General features: G+C 69.6%; 3 protein-coding genes. All 3 read right to left on the reverse strand.

What is annotated here, in order from left to right; genetic code table 11:
• Window positions 1–278: 278 nt before the first annotated feature.
• Window positions 279–689 (reverse strand): aspartate 1-decarboxylase, encoded by a 411-nt coding sequence (panD, locus tag ACWED2_RS24380; RefSeq protein ID WP_449692799.1) that lies wholly within the window; start codon window positions 687–689, stop codon window positions 279–281.
• Between the two features lie 78 nt (window positions 690–767).
• Window positions 768–977 carry an MbtH family protein gene (locus ACWED2_RS24385; RefSeq protein ID WP_449692800.1) on the reverse strand — a complete coding sequence of 70 codons (210 nt, stop codon included), beginning with the start codon at window positions 975–977 and terminating at the stop codon, window positions 768–770.
• Entirely contained in the window at window positions 974–2,131 is a 1,158-nt protein-coding gene (locus ACWED2_RS24390; RefSeq protein WP_449692801.1) for a cytochrome P450, read from the reverse strand. The genes ACWED2_RS24385 and ACWED2_RS24390 overlap by 4 nt, the downstream gene beginning before the upstream one ends.
• Between the last annotated feature and the right edge of the window lie 61 nt (window positions 2,132–2,192).

The raw sequence follows: 2,192 nt of genomic DNA on the forward strand, positions 1-2,192 counted from the left end.
CGAGACCGCTCGCTTCCGTGGAAGCACGCGGCGTGTTCACCCTTCCCACCCGGGTGTCCCAGCAAGGCCATCCCTTCCGCCGATCGGAAGGACTGAAGGGGACGATGCCGCGCCGGGCTTGCAGGGTCATTGCAGGAGCCTTGCGAGCCACCGATCGTCCCATTGACACGATCGCCGGCTCATCGGCGCCTGTTGCGTGCCCGAACCGCGCCGGGTTTGCCCGGATCGTTGCCGGGCCTCGCGACCGGGTCCTTCGGCCCCTTGAGGGGATGACCGGCTCATCCGCGGCCTGGTATCTGTGCGGTGGCACCAGGCACCGGTTCGGCCGGGTCGTGTCCGATGCGGACCTGCCGGTTCTCCCCGTCCACGTGCACCACCGTCGGCCGGTGCGAAGCCAGGTCCGGCTCGTGCACCTGCGCGTAGGTGATGATGATGACCAGGTCGCCGGGGTGCACCAGGTGGGCGGCCGCACCGTTGACGCCGATCACCCCCGACCCCGGCTCGCCGGCGATCGCATACGTCTCCAGCCTCGCGCCGTTGGTGATGTCGACGACCTGAACCTTCTCGTTCTCGACGATGCCCGCCGCTCTCATCAGGCTCGCGTCGATCGTCAGCGAACCCACGTAGTGCAGGTCTGCCTGGGTGACCGTCGCGCGGTGGATCTTGGCGTTCAGCAGGATGCGTTCCACGAATACCTCGGTCCTTGCGGTCAGGGAATCGGAAGGGGGCGCTGGTGCGCCACCGGACGGCGGCGCACCAGCAGGGGTTCATTCGCCCATGGCGCGGATCAGGCTCTTCGGCCGCATGTCGGTCCAGTTCTCCTCGACGTAGTCGAGGCACGACTGCCGGTCCGCCTCGCCGTGCACGACCGACCATCCCGGCGGGACGTCGGTGAAAGTGGGCCACAGCGAGTGCTGGCCTTCGTCGTTGACCAAGACGTAGAAAGTGCCGTCCGGGTCGTCGAACGGGTTGGTCATGGTCGTGCTCCTTCGGTCATCGGGGGTTGGTCCGTCCGGCGACGCAGCCGTACCGGCAAGGCCGCCGAACGCGGATCGGTGACCGTCAGGGCAACGCCCTCGGTCAACGTCATTTCTTCGCTCACCGACTCCAGGCCGGCCAGCACTTGCTCCGCCATGGCACGCGCGAGCGCGGCACCGACGCAGTAGTGCACGCCGTGGCCGAAAGCCAGGTGCGCGAGGTCCCGCCGGGCCGGATCGACGGAGCCGGGGGTGGCGAACCGCCGGGGATCACGGTTGCCGCTCGCGAGAACCGGCAGGACGAGGTCACCCGCCGCGATCCGCGCCCCGCCCAGATCGACCGGTTCCCGGGCCAGCCGCAGCGCGCCGATCTCGGCCGGCCCGTGGCGACGGAGGATCTCTTCGACGGCGGCGGGGATGCCGCCCGGATCCGGACAGCGCACCGCGCCGGAGAGGACGAGGACCGCCATGGTGCGGATCAAGCTCGCGGTCGTGCGGTGCCCGGCCAGCAGAAGGCTCAAGGCGAGCGAGACGAGTTCGGCTTCGGTGAGCCGGTCACCACCGTCAGTCACCCGCACGAGCGCCGTGAGCAGGTCGTCCGCCGGGTGGCGTCCGGCGCGTCGTTCCGCGATCGCGTCCGCCATGTAGGCGATGAGCTGCCGTGCTTCGGTGGTGATCCGGGCGGGATCGCCGCTGCTGAGCCCTTCGGCCGACGAGCGCCAGCGGTTCTGGTCACCCGGCGGGATCCCGAGCAGCTCTCCGATGACCAAGATCGGCAGCTGGTGGGCGAAGTGTTCCATCAGGTCGACAACCCCGTCGGCCCCGGCGCGCTCGGGCAGCTCGGCGAGCAACGCCGCCACGATTTCCGCGATCCTGGGGCGCAAAGCCTGCACGCGCCGAACCGTGAACGCGTGCGACACGAGCCGCCGCAGCCGGGTGTGGTCGGGCGGATCGTACGCGGCGAGCGTCGAGGTCAGTGCGGTGCGGAGATCTTCGGGCAGGGTGGCACCCGGAACCGGGATCCGGTCCTGCGCGCTCAAGTCGTTGCTGAAGCGGGGATCGGTGAGGACCGCGACGATCTGGTCATACCCCGTCACCAGCCAAAGCTCGGTTTCGCCGTCGAAATACCGGCCGCGCACGACGGGTTCCCCCACCGAAAGTCCACGGTAGTCATCGTCGCGATCCGGTGAGGCGAGGAGCTCGCCGAGCCGGGGC

Source organism: Amycolatopsis sp. NPDC005003, assembly GCF_053600695.1.